Below are 19,653 nucleotides of genomic sequence, written 5' to 3' on the forward strand. Positions count from 1 at the left end.
ACGCGACGCATGAAAGCAGCGGCAAAAACGCTAAAACCAAAACGCCAGGAAGAACAGGCCAACTTTGTCAGTTGGCGTTTTGCGTTGCTTTGCGGCTGCATTTTACTGGCGCTGGGTTTCCTGCTGGGACGCGTGGCGTGGCTACAAATCATCGCGCCTGACATGCTGGTACGTCAGGGTGATATGCGTTCTCTGCGCGTGCAGGAAGTTTCTACCTCTCGTGGGATGATCACCGATCGTTCCGGCCGTCCGCTGGCGGTGAGCGTGCCGGTGAAGGCGATCTGGGCCGATCCGAAAGAGTTACACGATGCAGGCGGGATCACCCTTGATAACCGCTGGAAGGCGCTGTCAGACGCGTTGAAAATGCCGCTGGATCAGCTGGCGTCGCGCGTTAACGCCAACCCGAAAGGGCGCTTTATCTATCTTGCCCGTCAGGTGAACCCTGACATGGCTGACTACATTAAGAAACTGAAGCTGCCGGGCATTCATCTGCGGGAAGAATCCCGCCGTTACTATCCTTCGGGCGAAGTCACCGCGCACCTGATTGGCTTTACCAACGTGGATAGCCAGGGGATTGAGGGCGTTGAAAAAAGCTTCGACAAGTGGCTTACCGGCCAGCCTGGCGAGCGAATCGTGCGTAAAGACCGCTATGGTCGCGTCATTGAAGACATTTCCTCGACAGACAGCCAGGCCGCGCACAACCTGGCCCTGAGTATTGATGAACGCTTGCAGGCGCTGGTCTATCGTGAGCTGAACAACGCCGTCGCGTTTAACAAGGCGGAATCGGGCAGCGCCGTGCTGGTGGATGTGGCGACAGGTGAAGTGCTGGCGATGGCCAGTAGCCCCTCATACAACCCGAATAATTTTGCCGGTACAGCAAAAGATGCAATGCGTAACCGCTCCATCACCGATGTGTTTGAACCCGGCTCAACCGTAAAACCTATGGTGGTGATGACGGCTCTACAGCGAGGCATCGTCAACGAAAATACCGTTCTGAATACGATCCCTTATCGAATTAACGGTCACGAAATCAAAGACGTGGCACGTTACAGCGAACTGACCCTGACCGGGGTCTTACAGAAGTCGAGTAACGTCGGTGTGTCAAAACTGGCGTTAGCGATGCCGTCCTCAGCGTTAGTAGATACTTACTCACGTTTTGGGCTGGGAAAGGCGACCAATTTGGGGTTGGTCGGAGAACGCAGTGGCTTATATCCTCAAAAACAACGGTGGTCTGACATAGAGAGGGCCACCTTCTCTTTCGGCTACGGGCTAATGGTAACTCCCTTACAGTTAGCGCGAGTCTACGCAACGATTGGCAGCTATGGCATTTATCGTCCGCTGTCGATCACCAAAGTTGATCCACCGGTTCCGGGGGAACGTGTTTTCCCGGAATCTATCGTTCGTACCGTCGTGCATATGATGGAAAGCGTCGCGTTACCTGGCGGTGGCGGCGTGAAGGCCGCAATTAAGGGCTATCGTATCGCCATTAAAACCGGTACAGCGAAAAAAGTGGGGCCGGACGGCCGCTATATCAACAAATACATTGCCTATACCGCAGGCGTAGCGCCTGCAAGCAATCCGCGTTTTGCGCTGGTGGTCGTCATCAACGATCCGCAGGCGGGTAAATACTACGGCGGCGCCGTCTCCGCGCCTGTGTTCGGGGCTATTATGGGCGGCGTGTTGCGCACCATGAACATTGAACCGGATGCGCTGGCGACGGGCGAAAAAAGTGAATTTGTAATTAATCAAGGCGAGGGAACAGGTGGCAGATCGTAATTTGCGCGACCTTCTTGCTCCGTGGGTGCCTATGCTACCTGCGCGAGCACTGCGAGAGATGGTACTGGACAGCCGCGTAGCGGCTTCTGGCGATCTTTTTGTGGCAGTAGTGGGTCATCAGGCGGACGGGCGTCGTTATATCCCGCAGGCGATTGCGCAAGGTGTTGCTGCCATTATTGCTGAGGCCAAAGATGAGGCAACAGACGGTGAGATCCGTGAAATGCACGGCGTGCCGGTCATCTATCTCAGCCAGCTGAATGAGCGTCTCTCCGCGCTGGCAGGACGTTTTTACAACGAACCTTCCGACCAGTTAAAGCTGGTTGGCGTGACAGGAACCAACGGAAAAACCACCACCACTCAGCTGATGGCGCAGTGGGCGCAGCTGCTGGGCGAAGCCGGTGCCGTCATGGGCACGGTGGGGAACGGTCTTCTGGGCAAAGTAAGCCCGACGGAAAACACTACAGGCTCGGCGGTTGACGTGCAGCGTGTGCTGGCGGGCCTCGCTGAGCAGGGGGCGACCTTCGCTGCGATGGAAGTCTCTTCCCATGGTCTGGTACAACATCGCGTGGCGGCCCTGAAATTTGCTGCCTCTGTCTTTACTAACCTGAGCCGCGATCACCTTGATTATCATGGTGATATGGAGCACTACGAAGCGGCGAAATGGCTGCTTTATTCCACTCACCACCACGGGCAGGCGATCATTAACGCCGACGACGAAGTCGGTCGCCGCTGGCTGGAAAAACTGCCGGATGCGGTGGCGGTGTCGATGGAAGATCGCATTAATCCGAACTGCCGCGGCCGCTGGCTGAAGGCGGTCGAGGTGAACTACCACGATAGTGGGGCGACGATCCGCTTCGCTTCCACCTGGGGCGAAGGTGAAATTGAAAGCCGCCTGATGGGGGCCTTTAACGTCAGTAACCTGCTGCTGGCGCTGGCGACGCTGCTGGCGCTGGGCTACCCGATGGCGGATCTGCTGAAAACGTCTGAGCGTTTGCAACCGGTCTGTGGCCGCATGGAAGTGTTCAGCGCGCCGGGCAAGCCGACGGTGGTCGTGGATTACGCACACACGCCGGATGCGCTGGAAAAAGCGCTGGAAGCGGCGCGTCTGCACTGCGCAGGCAAGCTCTGGTGCGTGTTTGGCTGCGGTGGCGATCGCGACAAGGGCAAACGTCCGCTGATGGGCGCCATAGCTGAGCAGTTCGCGGATATTCCCGTGGTAACCGATGACAACCCGCGTACCGAAGAGCCGCGGGCCATTATCAATGACATTCTGGCGGGCATGCTGGATGCGGGTCGTGCGCGCGTGGTCGAAGGCCGTGCGGAGGCCGTGACTAACGCCATTATGCAGGCGCAGGAGAACGATGTGGTTCTGCTGGCCGGTAAAGGTCATGAAGATTATCAGATCGTCGGCAATCGTCGTCTGGATTACTCCGACCGCGTGACGGCAGCGCGTCTGCTGGGAGTGGTGGCATGATTAGCATTACGTTAAGCCAGGCCGCTGCGGTATTGCAGGGGATGCTGCATGGTCAGGATCTAACCATTGAGGCTGTGACCACCGACACCCGTAAGGTGACGGCGGGCTGCCTGTTTGTGGCGCTGAAGGGCGAGCGTTTTGACGCCCACGATTTTGCGCAACAGGCTAAAGATAACGGCGCGGGCGCGCTGCTGGTCAGCCGTAAGCTCGATATCGATTTGCCGCAGATTGTGGTGAAAGATACGCGCCTGGCGTTTGGCGAGCTGGCGGCATGGGTTCGCCAGCAGGTGCCAACACGCGTCGTGGCGCTGACGGGCTCGTCGGGTAAAACCTCCGTTAAAGAGATGACGGCGGCGATCCTTAGCCAGTGCGGTAACACGCTTTATACGGCGGGCAACCTTAATAATGACATCGGTGTACCGATGACGCTGCTGCGCCTGACCCACGAGCATGAATATGCGGTGATTGAGTTAGGGGCTAACCATCAGGGCGAAATCGCCTGGACCGTGAGCCTGACGCGTCCGGAAGCTGCGCTGGTGAATAACCTGGCGGCGGCACATCTTGAAGGTTTTGGTTCGCTGGCCGGTGTGGCGAAAGCGAAAGGTGAAATTTATACCGGACTGCCGGATGACGGCATCGCCATTATGAACGCCGATAACAACGACTGGCTGAACTGGCAGAGCATCATTGGTTCACGCAAAACCTGGCGCTTCTCACCGAATGCGGCAAACAGTGATTTTTCGGCGACCAACATTCATGTGACGTCACACGGCACCGAGTTCACCCTCACGACCCCAACGGGCGACATCGAGGTGCTGCTGCCCCTGCCCGGTCGTCATAACATTGCCAATGCGCTTGCTGCGACAGCGCTCTCAATGGCGGTAGGTGCCTCACACGCGGCGATCAAAGCAGGTCTGGCAAATTTAAAAGCCGTGCCGGGGCGTCTTTTCCCGATCCAGCTGGCTGAAAACAAACTTCTGCTGGATGACTCCTACAACGCTAACGTCGGCTCCATGACGGCGGCCGTGCAGGTCTTGTCTGAGATGCCGGGCTATCGCGTGATGGTTGTGGGCGATATGGCCGAGCTGGGTGATGAAAGCGAAGCCTGCCATGTTCAGGTGGGTGAAGCGGCGAAAGCCGCCGGGCTTGACCGCGTATTGAGCGCAGGCACGCTGAGCAAGGCCATTTCCGATGCCAGTGAAGTTGGCGAACATTTTGCCGATAAATCTGCACTGATCGAACGCCTGAAGGCATTGATTACAGAAAAACAGATTGTGACTGTTTTAGTTAAAGGTTCACGTAGTGCCGCCATGGAAGAGGTTGTGCACGCATTACAGGAGAACGGGACATGTTAGTTTGGCTGGCCGAACATTTGGTCAAATATTACTCAGGCTTTAACGTCTTTTCCTATCTGACGTTTCGCGCCATCGTCAGCCTGCTGACTGCGCTGTTCATCTCGCTGTGGATGGGCCCGCGCATGATTGCCCGTCTGCAAAAACTCTCTTTCGGCCAGGTTGTACGCAACGATGGTCCGGAATCGCACTTCAGCAAGCGCGGTACGCCGACCATGGGCGGGATCATGATCCTGACCGCGATTGTGGTGTCCGTTCTGCTGTGGGCCTATCCGTCTAACCCCTACGTCTGGTGCGTGCTGACCGTGCTGGTTGGCTATGGGATCATCGGTTTTGTTGATGACTACCGCAAAGTCGTGCGCAAAGACACCAAAGGTTTGATCGCCCGCTGGAAGTATTTCTGGATGTCGGTGATTGCGCTGGGCGTGGCCTTCGCGCTTTATCTGGCAGGAAAAGACACCCCGGCCACCGAGCTGGTGGTGCCGTTCTTCAAAGACGTGATGCCGCAATTGGGGCTGTTCTACATTCTGCTGGCTTACTTTGTGATCGTCGGCACCGGCAATGCCGTCAACCTGACCGATGGTCTGGACGGCCTGGCCATCATGCCAACCGTGTTTGTCGCGGGCGGTTTCGCGCTGGTGGCGTGGGCGACCGGTAACATGAACTTTGCAAACTACCTGCACATCCCGTACCTGCGACATGCGGGTGAGCTGGTGATCGTCTGTACGGCGATTGTCGGGGCGGGGCTGGGCTTCCTGTGGTTTAACACCTATCCGGCGCAGGTCTTTATGGGCGACGTCGGTTCACTGGCGCTGGGCGGCGCGCTGGGCATTATCGCCGTGCTGCTGCGTCAGGAGTTCCTGCTGGTGATCATGGGCGGTGTGTTTGTGGTTGAGACGCTGTCGGTGATTTTGCAGGTCGGTTCCTTCAAGCTGCGCGGTCAGCGCATCTTCCGTATGGCACCGATTCACCACCACTATGAACTGAAAGGCTGGCCGGAGCCGCGCGTCATTGTGCGCTTCTGGATTATTTCGCTGATGCTGGTGCTGATTGGCCTGGCAACGCTGAAGGTACGTTAATCATGGCAGATTACCAGGGCAAAAAAGTCGTTATCATCGGGTTAGGCCTCACCGGCCTCTCCTGCGTGGACTTTTTCCTTGCGCGTGGCGTGACGCCGCGCGTGATGGATACGCGCGTCTCTCCGTCGGGTCTGGACAAGCTGCCGGAGCAGGTTGAACGCCACCTGGGTGGTCTGAATGATGAGTGGCTGCTGGCCGCCGATCTGATTGTTGCCAGCCCCGGTATGGCGCTGGCGCATCCTTCCCTGAGCGCCGCCGCGGATGCGGGCGTTGAGATTGTCGGCGATATCGAACTGTTCTGCCGGGAGGCGCAGGCCCCGATCGTCGCCATTACCGGTTCAAACGGTAAAAGCACCGTCACCACGCTGGTGGGGGAAATGGCGAAGGCGGCGGGCAAAAATGTCGGCGTGGGCGGTAACATTGGTCTGCCCGCTCTGATGCTGCTTGATAAAGGGTGTGAGCTGTTCGTCCTTGAGCTTTCCAGCTTCCAGCTGGAAACCACTTCAAGCCTGCATGCGGCGGCGGCGACGATCCTAAACGTCACCGAAGATCATATGGACAGATACCCGTTCGGCTTGCAGCAGTACCGTGCGGCCAAACTGCGCGTTTATGAAAATGCCAAAGTTTGCGTAGTGAATGCCGATGATGCACTCACCATGCCGGTGCGCGGCGCAGACGAACGCTGCATTAGCTTCGGTATTAACATGGGTGACTATCACCTTAATCGTCAGCAGGGCGAAACCTGGCTACGCGTGAAAGGTGAGAAAGTGCTGAACGTGAAAGAGATGATGCTCTCCGGCCAGCATAACTACACCAATGCTCTGGCGGCGCTGGCGCTGGCGGATGCCGTTGGCCTGCCGCGATCTTCAAGCCTGAAGGCGCTCACCACCTTTACCGGCCTGGCGCACCGCTTCCAGCTGGCGCTGGAGCACAACGGCGTACGCTGGATTAATGATTCCAAAGCGACCAACGTGGGTAGCACCGAGGCGGCACTGAACGGTTTGCACGTTGATGGCACGCTATACCTGCTGCTGGGCGGCGACGGTAAATCGGCTGACTTCTCCTCGCTAAAGCAGTACCTCAACGGTGATAACGTGCGCCTGTATTGCTTTGGCCGCGATGGCAGCGAGCTGGCAGCGTTGCGTCCTGAAGTCGCCGAGCAAACCGAGACCATGGAGCAGGCGATGCGCCTCATCGCCCCACGCGTGAAGCCCGGCGATATGGTACTGCTCTCACCAGCCTGTGCCAGCCTCGATCAATTCAAGAGTTTCGAACAGCGGGGTGATGTCTTTACCCGCCTGGCGAAGGAGTTAGGCTGATGCGTTTATCTCTCCCTCGCCTGAAAATGCCGCGCCTGCCAGGATTTGGTATCCTGGTATGGCTGTTTACGGCGCTGAAAGGCTGGGTGATGGCTTCCCGGGATAAAGATTCCGACAGCCTGATCATGTACGACCGCACGCTGTTTTGGCTCACGCTGGGGCTGGCGGCGATCGGCTTTATTATGGTCACCTCGGCGTCAATGCCTGTCGGACAGCGTCTGGCAAACGACCCGTTCCTGTTTGCCAAGCGTGACGGGCTGTACATCATTCTCGCGTTCTGCCTGGCAATGATCACCTTACGCCTGCCGATGTCGTTCTGGCAGCGGCACAGTACAGCCATGCTCATCGCCTCAATCATCATGCTGTTGATCGTTCTGGTTGTCGGGAGCTCCGTTAACGGGGCATCACGCTGGATTGCCTTTGGCCCACTGCGTATTCAGCCCGCGGAGTTCACCAAACTGTCGTTGTTCTGCTACCTGGCTAACTACCTGGTGCGTAAAGTTGACGAAGTTCGTAACAACCTTCGTGGCTTCTTAAAACCGATGGGCGTGATTCTGGTCCTCGCGATCCTGCTGCTGGCGCAGCCCGACCTCGGTACGGTAGTCGTACTGTTTGTCACTACGCTGGCGATGCTGTTCCTGGCGGGCGCAAAACTGTGGCAGTTCATTGCCATCATCGGGATGGGGATTTCGGCGGTGGTGCTGCTGATCCTCGCCGAGCCCTACCGTATCCGCCGTGTGACCTCGTTCTGGAACCCATGGGAAGATCCGTTCGGCAGCGGTTACCAGCTGACGCAGTCGCTGATGGCGTTTGGCCGCGGCGAAGTCTGGGGTCAAGGCCTGGGCAACTCGGTACAAAAACTGGAGTATTTACCGGAGGCGCACACCGACTTCATCTTCTCCATTATTGGGGAAGAACTGGGTTATATCGGTGTGGTATTGGCGCTATTAATGGTATTCTTCGTCGCTTTCCGCGCCATGTCGATTGGCCGGAAAGCGCTGGAGATCGATCACCGCTTCTCCGGTTTCCTGGCCTGCTCAATTGGTATCTGGTTTAGCTTCCAGGCGCTGGTAAACGTTGGGGCGGCAGCGGGTATGCTGCCGACCAAAGGTCTGACGTTGCCGTTGATCAGTTATGGTGGTTCGAGTCTGTTGATCATGTCGACGGCCATCATGTTTTTGTTACGCATAGATTATGAAACGCGTCTGGAGAAAGCTCAGGCGTTTACACGAGGTTCACGATGAATCAACCGAAGCGGTTAATGGTGATGGCAGGCGGTACCGGTGGACATGTGTTCCCGGGACTGGCGGTTGCGCACCATTTAATGGAACAGGGCTGGCAGGTACGCTGGCTGGGAACCGCAGACCGCATGGAAGCCGATCTGGTACCTAAACACGGTATCGAGATCGACTTTATTCGTATTTCTGGCCTTCGTGGCAAAGGGATCAAGGCGCAGCTGCTGGCGCCGGTGCGCATTTTCAATGCCTGGCGTCAGGCGCGCGCCATTATGAAGCGTTTTAAGCCTGACGTCGTTCTGGGCATGGGCGGTTACGTTTCCGGTCCGGGCGGACTGGCGGCGTGGTCACTGGGCATCCCCGTTGTTCTGCATGAGCAGAACGGTATTGCCGGGTTGACCAACAAATGGCTGGCAAAAATCGCCACCAAAGTTATGCAGGCCTTCCCCGGGGCATTCCCGAAAGCGGATGTCGTAGGGAATCCGGTACGTGTGGACGTGCTGGCGCTGCCGCTGCCAGATACGCGTCTGGCGGGTCGCGAAGGGCCGGTGCGCGTGCTGGTCGTCGGCGGTTCCCAGGGCGCACGTATTTTAAACCAGACGATGCCGCAGGTTGCGGCAAAACTGGGTGATGCGGTGACCATCTGGCACCAGAGCGGGAAGGGCGCTCAGCAGACCGTTGAGCAGGCCTACGTGCAGGAAGGTCAGCCGCAGCATAAAGTGACTGAATTTATTGATGATATGGCCGCAGCCTATGCCTGGGCCGATGTTGTGGTCTGTCGCTCGGGCGCGCTGACGGTGAGCGAAATCGCCGCCGCCGGTTTACCGGCGCTGTTTGTGCCGTTCCAGCACAAAGACCGACAGCAGTACTGGAATGCGCTGCCGCTTGAGAAAGCGGGCGCAGCGAAGATTTTTGAGCAGCCACAATTTACCGCTGATGCGGTCGCCACTACCCTGGCGGGCTGGAACCGGGATGTATTACTGGAGATGGCGCAACGCGCACGCGCGACCGCTATCCCGGATGCAACGGAACGGGTGGCAAAAGAAGTGAGCCTGGCAGCCCAGGCATAATTCTCGCAGTGCGTGTTGCGCTGCACGATTTTTTTGAAGTAGTCGATGGCGTTTAGAGAATGAATACACAACAACTGGCAAAACTGCGTTCTATCGTGCCCGAGATGCGTCGCGTCCGGCACATTCACTTTGTCGGCATCGGTGGTGCTGGCATGGGCGGTATTGCCGAAGTGTTAGCTAACGAAGGCTATCAGATCAGCGGGTCTGACCTGGCGCCAAACCCTGTTACGCAGCAGCTGGCATCGCTGGGGGCGACTATCTATTTCAATCATCGCCCGGAAAACGTGAGCGATGCGAGCGTGGTTGTGGTGTCCAGCGCTATCTCCGCGGATAACCCGGAAATCGTTGCGGCGCATGAGGCGCGCATCCCGGTGATCCGTCGCGCGGAAATGCTGGCGGAACTGATGCGTTTCCGTCACGGCATTGCGGTGGCCGGTACGCACGGTAAAACCACCACAACAGCGATGGTCTCCAGCATTTATGCGGAAGCGGGTCTCGACCCGACGTTCGTAAACGGTGGTCTGGTGAAAGCCGCTGGCGTGCATGCGCGTCTGGGCCACAGCCGTTATCTGATTGCGGAAGCGGATGAGAGCGATGCGTCGTTCCTGCATCTACAGCCGATGGTGGCGATCGTCACCAACATCGAAGCTGACCATATGGACACTTACCAGGGCGACTTCGAGAACTTAAAGCAGACCTTTATTAACTTCCTGCACAACCTGCCGTTCTATGGCCGTGCGGTGATGTGCGTGGACGATCCGGTTATTCGCGAACTGCTGCCGCGCGTCGGGCGTCAAATTACGACCTACGGCTTCAGCGAAGACGCGGATGTACGCGTAGAAGATTACAAGCAGATCGGTGCGCAGGGGCATTTCACCCTGGCGCGTCAGGATAAGGATCTGCTGCATGTCACCCTGAACGCGCCGGGACGTCACAACGCCCTGAATGCGGCAGCGGCGGTGGCTGTTGCGACAGAAGAAGGCATTGACGATGAAGCGATCCTGCGCGCACTGGAGAGCTTCCAGGGGACGGGCCGTCGCTTCGACTTCCTCGGTGAATTCCCGCTGGAGCCGGTAAACGGTAAGCCAGGGTCTGCGATGCTGGTGGATGACTACGGTCACCATCCGACGGAAGTGGACGCAACCATCAAAGCGGCACGCGCGGGTTGGCCGGAAAAGAATCTGGTCATGATCTTCCAGCCGCACCGTTACACGCGTACCCGCGATCTGTATGACGATTTTGCCAACGTCCTTTCGCAGGTCGATACCCTGCTGATGCTGGATGTTTATGCAGCGGGTGAAACTCCGATTCCGGGTGCGGACAGTCGTTCTTTATGTCGTACCATCCGTGGACGCGGTAAAGTGGATCCTATTCTGGTTCCCGACCCGGCTCAGGTGGCTGAAATGCTTGCCCCGGTCCTGACGGGTAACGATCTGATCCTGATTCAGGGCGCGGGAAATATCGGCAAAATCGCCCGTACCTTAGCTGAAATCAAACTGAAGCCGCAAACTCAGGAGGACGAGCGTCATGGCTGATAAGATTGCTGTCCTGTTTGGCGGCACTTCCGCCGAACGCGAGGTTTCTCTGAATTCGGGCGCTGCCGTGCTGGCGGGCCTGCGTGAAGGTGGCGTGGACGCGCATCCGGTTGATCCGAAAGAGGTGGACGTCACGCAGCTGAAAGCGATGGGCTTCGATAAAGCCTTTATCGCGTTGCACGGTCGCGGCGGTGAAGACGGCACGTTGCAGGGGCTGCTGGAGCTGATCGGTATGCCGTACACCGGCAGCGGCGTGATGGCATCCGCCATCTCCATGGATAAACTGCGCAGCAAACTGCTGTGGCAGGGGGCGGACCTGCCCGTTGCGCCATGGGTTGCACTGACGCGTCGTGAATATGAAATGGGTCTGTCGGACAGCGTTAATACACGCATTGCGGCACTGGGCTTACCGGTTATTGTGAAGCCGAGCCGTGAAGGGTCGAGCGTGGGAATGTCTAAAGTCGATAAAGCTGTAGATTTGGCTGACGCTTTAGCACTGGCATTTCAACATGATGAAGAAGTTCTGATTGAAAAATGGCTTAGCGGGCCGGAATTTACCGTCGCGATGCTTGGCGAAGAAATTTTACCGTCAATTCGCATCCAACCCGCCGGAGTCTTCTATGATTATGAGGCGAAGTATCTCTCTGATGAGACGCAATATTTCTGCCCAGCGGGTCTTGAAGCAGAGCGTGAGGCCGAATTACAGTCTCTGGTGCTTAAAGCCTGGAATGTGCTGGGATGTCGTGGCTGGGGACGCATTGACGTGATGCTTGACGGTGACGGGCAATTTTATCTGCTGGAAGCAAACACGTCTCCGGGTATGACCAGCCATAGCCTTGTGCCGATGGCGGCGCGTCAGGCGGGAATGAGCTTCTCGCAGTTAGTCGTACGTATTCTGGACCTGGCGGGCTGATATGTCTCAGGCTGCATTGAACACGCGCAACCGCGATGACGAAGAAGAATATTCCTCTTCGCGCCGGAGTAATGGAACGCGTCTTGCAGGGATCATCTTCCTGCTCGGGGTGCTGTGCACCGTGTTTATCAGCGGCTGGATGGTGCTGGGCTGGATGGAAGACGCGCAGCGGTTGCCGCTGTCGAAGCTGGTGGTGACCGGGGAGCGACACTACACGCGTAACGATGACATTCGCCAGTCGATTCTGGCGCTTGGGTCGCCTGGCACCTTTATGACGCAGGACGTCAACATTATCCAGAGTCAGATTGAACGTCTGCCGTGGATAAAACAGGCGAGTGTCAGAAAACAATGGCCAGATGAATTGAAGATTCATCTGGTTGAATATGTGCCGATTGCGCGTTGGAATGATCAGCATATGGTTGACGTAGACGGAAATTCGTTCAGCGTCCCGAGCGATCGTGTCAACAAGCAGAATTTACCGATGTTGTATGGCCCGGAAGGCAGCGAAAACGAAGTATTGCAGGGTTTTCGTGAGATGGGGCAGGTGCTGGCTAAGGATCGCTTTACGTTAAAAGATGCTGCGATGACGGCGCGCCGTTCCTGGCAGTTGACCCTAACGAATGGCATTAAGCTCAATCTTGGCCGCGGCGACACAATGAAACGTCTGGCGCGTTTTGTAGAACTTTACCCGGTTTTACAGCAGCAGGCGCAGACGGATGGCAAACGGATAAGCTACGTTGATTTGCGCTATGACTCAGGCGCAGCAGTCGGTTGGGAGCCGGCTCCGGTCGAGGAACCTAATCAGCAACAAAATCAGGCACAGGTACAGGCAGAACAACAATGATCAAGTCGACGGACAGAAAATTGGTAGTAGGACTGGAGATTGGCACCGCGAAGGTTGCCGCTTTGGTAGGGGAAGTTCTGCCCGACGGTATGGTCAATATCATTGGCGTGGGCAGCTGCCCCTCCCGTGGTATGGATAAAGGTGGGGTAAACGACCTTGAGTCGGTGGTGAAATGCGTTCAGCGCGCCATCGACCAGGCTGAATTGATGGCAGATTGCCAGATTTCCTCTGTCTATCTGGCCCTGTCTGGTAAGCACATCAGCTGCCAGAATGAAATCGGTATGGTGCCGATTTCTGAAGAAGAGGTGACGCAGGAAGACGTTGAGAACGTTGTCCACACGGCGAAATCCGTGCGTGTTCGCGACGAGCACCGTGTGCTGCATGTGATCCCGCAGGAATACGCGATCGACTACCAGGAAGGCATCAAGAATCCGGTCGGTCTGTCGGGCGTGCGTATGCAGGCAAAAGTGCACCTGATCACATGTCACAATGATATGGCGAAGAACATTGTAAAAGCCGTTGAACGTTGTGGCCTGAAAGTTGACCAACTCATTTTCGCCGGTCTTGCCGCGAGCTATTCCGTGCTGACCGAAGACGAACGTGAACTGGGCGTCTGTGTGGTCGATATTGGTGGTGGTACAATGGACATGGCCGTCTATACCGGCGGTGCGTTACGCCACACCAAAGTGATCCCGTACGCCGGGAATGTGGTGACCAGCGATATCGCTTACGCCTTTGGTACGCCACCGAGCGATGCAGAGGCGATTAAAGTGCGCCATGGTTGCGCGCTGGGCTCTATCGTCGGCAAAGACGAGAGCGTTGAAGTGCCGAGCGTAGGCGGGCGACCGCCGCGCAGCCTGCAACGCCAGACGCTGGCAGAGGTGATTGAGCCGCGTTATACCGAGCTGCTCAACCTGGTCAACGAAGAGATTTTGCAGTTACAGGAACAGCTTCGCCAGCAGGGTGTGAAACATCATCTCGCGGCGGGGATTGTATTAACCGGCGGGGCAGCGCAAATTGAAGGTCTTGCGGCCTGCGCTCAGCGCGTGTTCCATACGCAGGTGCGTATTGGTGCGCCGCTGAATATTACCGGTTTAACGGATTACGCTCAGGAGCCGTATTACTCAACGGCCGTGGGCCTGCTGCACTACGGGAAAGAATCCCATTTGAGTGGTGAAGCAGAAGTGGAAAAACGCGTCTCGGTGGGGTCTTGGGTCAAACGACTTAACACCTGGTTGCGAAAAGAGTTTTAATTTTTTTAAGAGACCGGAGAGAATTAGCGGTCTCGGGCGACAGGCACAACGGAGAGAGAGATTATGTTTGAACCTATGGAATTAACCAACGACGCGGTGATTAAAGTCATCGGCGTCGGTGGCGGCGGCGGTAACGCCGTAGAGCACATGGTGCGCGAGCGCATCGAAGGTGTTGAATTCTTCGCGGTGAACACCGATGCGCAGGCGCTGCGTAAAACGGCTGTTGGCCAGACGATTCAGATCGGTGGTGGCATCACCAAAGGTCTGGGAGCAGGGGCTAACCCGGAAGTGGGCCGCAACGCGGCTGAAGAAGATCGTGAAGCGCTGCGCGCTGCACTGGACGGTGCAGACATGGTCTTCATCGCAGCGGGTATGGGCGGCGGTACAGGTACCGGTGCAGCACCCGTTGTGGCGGAAGTCGCTAAAGATTTAGGTATTCTGACCGTTGCTGTCGTGACCAAGCCTTTCAACTTTGAAGGTAAGAAGCGTATGGCTTTCGCGGAGCAGGGTATCACCGAGCTGTCCAAGCACGTGGACTCTCTGATTACCATCCCGAACGACAAGCTGCTGAAAGTGCTGGGTCGCGGTATCTCTCTGCTGGACGCCTTTGGCGCGGCAAACGACGTGCTGAAAGGCGCGGTTCAGGGTATTGCTGAACTGATTACCCGTCCAGGTCTGATGAACGTTGACTTTGCAGACGTTCGCACCGTGATGTCCGAGATGGGCTACGCGATGATGGGCTCTGGCGTGGCGAGCGGCGAAGACCGTGCGGAAGAAGCCGCTGAAATGGCGATCTCTTCTCCACTGCTGGAAGATATCGATCTGTCTGGCGCGCGCGGCGTGCTGGTCAACATTACCGCTGGCTTTGACCTGCGTCTGGATGAGTTCGAAACCGTGGGTAACACCATCCGTGCGTTCGCCTCTGACAACGCGACCGTCGTTATCGGTACGTCCCTTGATCCGGAAATGAACGACGAACTGCGTGTGACCGTTGTGGCCACCGGTATCGGTATGGACAAGCGTCCTGAGATCACCCTGGTGACCAACAAACAGACTCAGCAGCCGGTTATGGATCGTTACCAGCAGCACGGTATGGCGCCTCTGACTCAGGAGCAAAAACCCGCTGCGAAAGTGGTGAACGACCCGACTCCACAAACGGCAAAAGAGCCAGATTATCTGGATATCCCGGCGTTCCTGCGTAAGCAAGCTGACTAAGAATTGGCTGGAATTTGGGGATTTGCGCTCTTTGTGCTAAACTGGCCCACCGTTAGTGATATACACTCTCGGTTGGATAGTTAATTTGGCGAGATTATACGATGATCAAACAAAGGACACTTAAACGTATCGTTCAGGCGACGGGTGTCGGTTTACATACCGGCAAGAAAGTCACACTGACGTTACGCCCTGCGCCGGCCAATACCGGGGTCATCTATCGTCGCACCGACTTGAATCCACCGGTAGATTTTCCGGCCGATGCCAAATCTGTGCGTGATACTATGCTCTGTACTTGTCTGGTGAACGAGCATGACGTGCGGATTTCTACCGTAGAGCACCTGAACGCCGCCCTGGCGGGTCTGGGTATCGACAACATTATGGTTGAAGTCGATGCGCCAGAAATCCCGATCATGGACGGGAGTGCTGCTCCGTTCGTTTATTTGTTGCTGGATGCCGGCATCGAAGAACTGAACTGCGCGAAGAAATTTGTTCGCATTAAAGAGACCGTTCGCGTCGAAGATGGCGACAAATGGGCTGAATTCAAACCGTACAATGGTTTCTCGTTGGATTTCACCATCGATTTTAACCATCCGGCGATTGACTCCAGCACCCAGCGCTATGCGATGAACTTCTCTGCGGATGCGTTCATGCGTCAGATCAGCCGAGCACGTACCTTCGGCTTTATGCGTGATATCGAATATCTGCAATCCCGCGGCCTGTGCCTGGGCGGCAGCTTCGATTGTGCCATCGTTGTTGACGATTATCGCGTACTGAACGAAGACGGCCTGCGTTTTGAAGATGAATTTGTTCGTCACAAAATGCTGGACGCGATCGGCGACCTCTTCATGTGTGGTCACAACATCATTGGTGCATTTACCGCGTTTAAATCCGGTCATGCACTGAACAACAAACTGTTGCAGGCCGTCCTGGCAAAACAGGAAGCCTGGGAATATGTGACCTTCGAAGACGAAGCTGAACTGCCGCTGGCGTTCAAAGCCCCGACTATGGTCCTGGCGTAACGGTTAAAGCCGTTTCGTAAGAAAAGCGACTGGTTCACCTGGTACTCTCTCCGACCAGGGAAGCCAGTCGTTTTTATTTCTGCCCTTCTTTAATTTGTCCCCCTCACCCCTGGCCTGTGTCGGGTGCCGAATAACGGTGTGTTCGCTGCATTATTGACCGTTTTTACCTGCTGCAAGGTGTCATTCCTGCTGCCGTGTATTGGCTTTAGTGGTAATATCTGGGCGCTAAAAAAGAATAACTGAACTCAGCCTGCACTGGCGGGCGAACGTGGTGGAGCAAGTGAGCGGAATACTGACGCGCTGGCGACAATTTGGCAGACGTTACTTCTGGCCGCATCTCTTATTGGGGATGGTCGCGGCGAGTTTCGGCTTGCCTGTGCTCAGCAACAGCGCAGACGCGGCCACGCCAGCACGTTCCACGACGACCAAACACGATCTCACCACACGGGTTAACTTCACTAATCTCGCATGGCTTGAAGCCAGCCGCCGTCCCAATTTCTCCGTTGATTACTGGCAGCAGCACGCGATTCGCACGGTTATCCGCCATCTGTCGTTCGCGATGGCGCCGCAGACGATGCCTGTTGCGGAAGAAACGCTGCCGGTTCAGGCTCAGCATCTTGCCCTGCTCGATACGCTTAATGCGCTTCTGACGCAGGACAACCAGCCGCCAGTGACCGTAAATCAGACGGCGCAAACGGATTTTGTTTCCCCTGCATCCTTCTCTGTTTCGACATGGATTAGCCAGGTTCACGGCATCCGTGCCGGGCCTCAACGCCTCAGCTAAATTAACCTTTTTCAATACCTTAATTTATCTGCCCGACTGGGGCGTTTGAGAATTTATTATGCTAATCAAATTGTTAACCAAAGTTTTTGGTAGTCGTAACGATCGTACCCTGCGCCGCATGCGCAAAGCTGTGAACGTCATCAACGGTATGGAACCGGCGATGGAGAAGCTCACTGATGATGAGCTGAAAGCGAAAACCGCGGAGTTCCGTGCGCGTCTGGAGAAAGGTGAAACCTTAGAAAGCCTGATCCCGGAAGCCTTCGCCGTTGTACGTGAGGCCAGTAAACGCGTGTTCGGCATGCGTCACTTCGACGTGCAGCTGCTGGGCGGGATGGTGCTCAACGAGCGCTGCATCGCGGAAATGCGTACCGGTGAAGGTAAAACCCTGACTGCAACGCTGCCGGCTTACCTGAATGCGCTGACGGGTAAGGGCGTTCACGTTGTTACCGTCAACGACTATCTGGCGCAGCGCGACGCCGAAAACAACCGTCCACTGTTCGAATTCCTCGGCATGACCGTGGGCATTAACATGTCCGGCCTGCCGGCACCTGCCAAGCGTGAAGCGTATAACGCGGATATCACCTACGGCACCAACAACGAATACGGCTTCGACTACCTGCGTGACAACATGGCGTTCAGCCCGGAAGAGCGCGTCCAGCGTAAACTGCACTATGCGCTGGTGGATGAGGTTGACTCCATTCTGATCGATGAAGCGCGTACCCCGCTGATCATCTCCGGCCCGGCCGAAGACAGCTCCGAGATGTACCGTAAAGTCGACAAAATCATTCCTCACCTGCTGCGTCAGGAGAAAGAAGACTCCGATACCTTCCAGGGTGAAGGTCACTTCTCCGTGGATGAAAAAGCGCGTCAGGTCAACCTGACCGAACGCGGCCTGGTGAAAATCGAAGAGCTGCTGGTGGCTGAAGGCATTATGGAAGAGGGCGAGTCTCTGTACTCCCCGAGCAACATCATGCTGATGCACCACGTAACGGCTGCACTGCGCGCGCACGCCCTGTTCACCCGCGACGTTGACTACATCGTTAAAGACGGCGAAGTCATCATCGTCGATGAACACACCGGCCGTACCATGCAGGGACGTCGCTGGTCCGATGGCCTGCACCAGGCCGTGGAAGCGAAAGAAGGCGTGGATATTCAAAACGAAAACCAGACGCTGGCATCCATCACCTTCCAGAACTACTTCCGTCTGTACGAGAAGCTGGCGGGGATGACCGGTACCGCAGATACCGAAGCGTTTGAGTTCAGCTCCATCTATAAGCTGGATACCGTGGTAGTACCTACCAACCGTCCGATGATCCGTAAGGATATGCCGGACCTGGTATACATGACTGAAGCGGAAAAAATTCAGGCGATCATTGAAGATATTCGCGAACGTACCGCGAAGGGCCAGCCGGTACTGGTGGGGACCATCTCCATCGAGAAATCCGAAGTGGTATCCAACGAGCTGACCAAAGCAGGCATCAAACACAACGTTCTGAACGCCAAGTTCCACGCTAAAGAAGCAGATATCGTTGCGCAGGCCGGTTACCCGGCTGCCGTAACCATCGCCACCAACATGGCGGGTCGTGGTACCGATATTATGCTCGGCGGTAGCTGGCAGGCCGAAGTGGCGGAGCTGGAAAACCCAACCCCAGAGCAAATCGCGCAGATCAAAGCCGACTGGCAGGTGCGTCACGACGCGGTGCTGGCATCCGGTGGTCTGCACATCATTGGTACAGAGCGTCATGAATCCCGTCGTATCGATAACCAGCTGCGCGGTCGTGCGGGTCGTCAGGGTGATGCCGGTTCTTCCCGCTTCTATCTGTCTATGGAAGATGCGCTGATGCGTATTTTCGCCTCTGACCGTGTGTCCGGCATGATGCGTAAACTGGGCATGAAACCTGGCGAAGCGATCGAGCACCCGTGGGTTACCAAAGCGATTGCGAACGCCCAGCGTAAAGTAGAAAGCCGCAACTTCGATATTCGTAAGCAGCTGCTGGAATATGATGACGTTGCCAACGACCAGCGTCGTGCGATCTACACCCAGCGTAACGAACTGCTGGACGTGTCCGACGTGAGCGAAACCATCAACAGCATTCGCGAAGATGTGTTCAAAGCCACTATCGACGCGCACATTCCGCCGCAGTCTCTGGAAGAGATGTGGGATATCGAAGGTTTGCAGGAACGTCTGAAAAACGACTTCGATCTCGAACTGCCAATCAAAGAGTGGCTGGACAAAGAGCCTGAGCTGCACGAAGAGACCCTGCGCGAGCGTATCTACGAAACCGCGCTGGACGTCTACAAGCGTAAGGAAGAAGTGGTTGGCGCAGAGATGATGCGTCACTTCGAGAAAGGCGTAATGTTGCAGACCCTGGACTCCCTGTGGAAAGAGCATCTGGCGGCAATGGACTACCTGCGTCAGGGTATCCACCTGCGTGGTTATGCGCAGAAAGATCCGAAGCAGGAGTACAAGCGTGAATCCTTCTCCATGTTTGCTGCCATGCTGGAGTCGCTGAAGTATGAAGTCATCAGCACCCTGAGCAAAGTTCAGGTGCGTATGCCGGAAGAAGTGGAAGCGATGGAGCAGCAGCGTCGTGAAGAAGCTGAGCGTCTGGCACAGATGCAGCAGCTGAGCCATCAGACCGATGAGAGCGAAGCCGCAGCGGCAATCGCAGCGCAGACGGGCGATCGTAAAGTCGGTCGTAACGATCCGTGCCCATGCGGTTCCGGCAAAAAATACAAGGCGTGCCACGGCCGTCTGAGTTAAGAACATAACAAACTGAAAAGG

15 protein-coding genes are annotated in these 19,653 nt (G+C 56.3%); all 15 read left to right on the forward strand.

What is annotated here, in order from left to right; all coding sequences use genetic code 11:
* Nucleotides 1-9 precede the first annotated feature (9 nt).
* Nucleotides 10-1,776, forward strand: a complete 1,767-nt coding sequence (gene ftsI / locus L463_RS14810; RefSeq protein ID WP_003856361.1) for a peptidoglycan glycosyltransferase FtsI — start codon at nucleotides 10-12, stop codon at nucleotides 1,774-1,776.
* Entirely contained in the window at nucleotides 1,763-3,250 is a 1,488-nt protein-coding gene (gene murE, locus L463_RS14805; RefSeq protein WP_017694519.1) for a UDP-N-acetylmuramoyl-L-alanyl-D-glutamate--2,6-diaminopimelate ligase, read from the forward strand. Before ftsI ends, murE begins: the two co-directional genes overlap by 14 nt.
* Entirely contained in the window at nucleotides 3,247-4,605 is a 1,359-nt protein-coding gene (gene murF, locus L463_RS14800; protein WP_017383785.1) for a UDP-N-acetylmuramoyl-tripeptide--D-alanyl-D-alanine ligase, read from the forward strand. Before murE ends, murF begins: the two co-directional genes overlap by 4 nt.
* A complete protein-coding gene (gene mraY / locus L463_RS14795; protein ID WP_003856353.1) occupies nucleotides 4,599-5,681 on the forward strand; it encodes a phospho-N-acetylmuramoyl-pentapeptide-transferase in 1,083 nt (360 codons plus the stop codon). The genes murF and mraY overlap by 7 nt, the downstream gene beginning before the upstream one ends.
* Nucleotides 5,682-5,683: 2 nt before the next feature.
* Nucleotides 5,684-7,000 carry a UDP-N-acetylmuramoyl-L-alanine--D-glutamate ligase gene (gene murD, locus L463_RS14790; RefSeq protein WP_017694517.1) on the forward strand — a complete coding sequence of 439 codons (1,317 nt, stop codon included), beginning with the start codon at nucleotides 5,684-5,686 and terminating at the stop codon, nucleotides 6,998-7,000.
* Nucleotides 7,000-8,244, forward strand: coding sequence for a cell division protein FtsW (gene ftsW / locus L463_RS14785; RefSeq protein WP_006810115.1), 1,245 nt, complete (start codon nucleotides 7,000-7,002; stop codon nucleotides 8,242-8,244). The genes murD and ftsW overlap by 1 nt, the downstream gene beginning before the upstream one ends.
* Nucleotides 8,241-9,305, forward strand: a complete 1,065-nt coding sequence (murG, locus tag L463_RS14780; RefSeq protein WP_017383783.1) for an undecaprenyldiphospho-muramoylpentapeptide beta-N-acetylglucosaminyltransferase — start codon at nucleotides 8,241-8,243, stop codon at nucleotides 9,303-9,305. The genes ftsW and murG overlap by 4 nt, the downstream gene beginning before the upstream one ends.
* 59 nt (nucleotides 9,306-9,364) lie before the next feature.
* Nucleotides 9,365-10,840, forward strand: coding sequence for a UDP-N-acetylmuramate--L-alanine ligase (gene murC, locus L463_RS14775; RefSeq protein ID WP_003856345.1), 1,476 nt, complete (start codon nucleotides 9,365-9,367; stop codon nucleotides 10,838-10,840).
* A complete protein-coding gene (locus L463_RS14770) occupies nucleotides 10,833-11,753 on the forward strand; it encodes a D-alanine--D-alanine ligase (protein ID WP_032673120.1) in 921 nt (306 codons plus the stop codon). The genes murC and L463_RS14770 overlap by 8 nt, the downstream gene beginning before the upstream one ends.
* A gap of 1 nt (nucleotide 11,754) precedes the next feature.
* The gene (ftsQ, locus tag L463_RS14765) at nucleotides 11,755-12,597 is read left to right on the forward strand and encodes a cell division protein FtsQ (protein WP_003856342.1); all 843 of its coding nucleotides are present in this window, start codon (nucleotides 11,755-11,757) and stop codon (nucleotides 12,595-12,597) included.
* On the forward strand, nucleotides 12,594-13,850 hold the full coding sequence (ftsA, locus tag L463_RS14760; protein WP_003856340.1) for a cell division protein FtsA: 1,257 nt from the start codon (nucleotides 12,594-12,596) through the stop codon (nucleotides 13,848-13,850). Before ftsQ ends, ftsA begins: the two co-directional genes overlap by 4 nt.
* A gap of 63 nt (nucleotides 13,851-13,913) precedes the next feature.
* Complete coding sequence (gene ftsZ, locus L463_RS14755; RefSeq protein WP_003856338.1) at nucleotides 13,914-15,065, forward strand: cell division protein FtsZ; 1,152 nt, start codon at nucleotides 13,914-13,916, stop codon at nucleotides 15,063-15,065.
* Between the two features lie 101 nt (nucleotides 15,066-15,166).
* Entirely contained in the window at nucleotides 15,167-16,084 is a 918-nt protein-coding gene (gene lpxC / locus L463_RS14750; protein ID WP_003856337.1) for a UDP-3-O-acyl-N-acetylglucosamine deacetylase, read from the forward strand.
* A gap of 280 nt (nucleotides 16,085-16,364) precedes the next feature.
* Nucleotides 16,365-16,868, forward strand: coding sequence for a secA translation cis-regulator SecM (gene secM / locus L463_RS14745; RefSeq protein ID WP_032103219.1), 504 nt, complete (start codon nucleotides 16,365-16,367; stop codon nucleotides 16,866-16,868).
* A gap of 58 nt (nucleotides 16,869-16,926) precedes the next feature.
* Nucleotides 16,927-19,632, forward strand: a complete 2,706-nt coding sequence (gene secA / locus L463_RS14740; RefSeq protein WP_015572673.1) for a preprotein translocase subunit SecA — start codon at nucleotides 16,927-16,929, stop codon at nucleotides 19,630-19,632.
* Nucleotides 19,633-19,653: the final 21 nt, after the last annotated feature.

The sequence above is a fragment of the Enterobacter sp. BIDMC 27 genome, from assembly GCF_000534415.1.
GTDB lineage: Bacteria > Pseudomonadota > Gammaproteobacteria > Enterobacterales > Enterobacteriaceae > Enterobacter > Enterobacter hormaechei_C.